The organism is Vibrio sp. YT-17 (assembly GCF_033337375.1).
Lineage (GTDB): Bacteria > Pseudomonadota > Gammaproteobacteria > Enterobacterales > Vibrionaceae > Vibrio > Vibrio alginolyticus.
Genome location: NZ_JAWOQP010000184.1, coordinates 1 through 1,076, shown reverse-complemented (window position 1 = coordinate 1,076; position 1,076 = coordinate 1). Strand labels below are relative to the sequence as shown.

2 protein-coding genes are annotated in these 1,076 nt (G+C 40.8%); both read left to right on the top strand.

Annotated elements, in window-relative coordinates:
* Positions 1 to 419 (top strand): colicin E3/pyocin S6 family cytotoxin (locus R7F67_RS24830; RefSeq protein WP_318057532.1); only part of this gene is annotated, 419 nt, incomplete at its 5' end.
* Positions 419 to 664, top strand: coding sequence for a hypothetical protein (locus tag R7F67_RS24825; RefSeq protein ID WP_098415012.1), 246 nt, complete (start codon positions 419 to 421; stop codon positions 662 to 664). The genes R7F67_RS24830 and R7F67_RS24825, both read left to right, overlap by 1 nt.
* Positions 665 to 1,076: the final 412 nt, after the last annotated feature.

Genomic DNA, 1,076 nt, shown 5'->3' with positions numbered 1-1,076 from the left:
ATATACTGGTCACGCCAATCCACTCGGATAGCGATGCGAACGTCACCGTTACGCCTGCGCCTGAAGAGAAAGACTGGCGTGATGCGATCTTGGTATTCCCTGAAAGCTCAGGCATTGCTCCGCTCTATGTAGTTTATAACAAACCGAATAGCGATATTAAGTACATTCCAGCCCCGAAGGGGAGCCCACCGTTACCCGCTTTCCCTGATGCAATTAAAGCAAAGAAAAAAACGTCAGTACAAGGTGGAGGGAAACTGAGAGAGCGGTGGAAAGATAAAAAAGGACGAATCTACGAGTGGGATTCTCAGCATGGAAAAGTCGAGATTTATACGAAAAATGGTAAACATATCGGCGAGTTTGATCACATATCGGGAGAGCAAACAAAAGAAGCAGACCCGGCTAGAAAGGTAGAGAAATAATGAAAATTGTTATTGAAAAGTTCGACAAACAGACTGAGTTACTCGTTTCAGAGTTAGCTATTGAACAAGAACACCTCGATGGAATTGCTCAAGTATTAGGGTTAAAAGAAGATGATATTCAGTTCCTAACAAGTGGGGCTGGCGGATTTGATATTAGTGACGCGCAAGCTTTAGACATAGAGAAGTTGATTGATAAATACTTCTATGATCCAGAGTATGATTATCAGTTAGGTACTGCCGACTAAATATGAGAAAACCTCGGCTCCGATGAATCTATCACAAATAGTACAAAACAATAGGCATTTACATTTAGATCCTGACTTAACTATTCACATTGACAGTACATGGAATCCTGAATCCCATATTTTATTTTGCACAGAGCCAGAGAATGGAGGCTTACCGAAGGGGTATGACTACTTCTTAGAGGTATTTATACTGCAAGAATTACTTGAAGGTGTCCCTGAAATCACCGTCGAGCGAATCATCAAATATGCTCAAGTTAATGCTTAATATCAGCTCAAAACTCTCTTGTGACACTTTCAAAGCGGACATTTACTACTGTTGCTGAGATACATAAGGTTCAATAATATGAAGCTTGTAATTAAAGATGCCTTACAAGACTACACCGAGGCGGAATTCTATCGCTTCTTAGAAGAA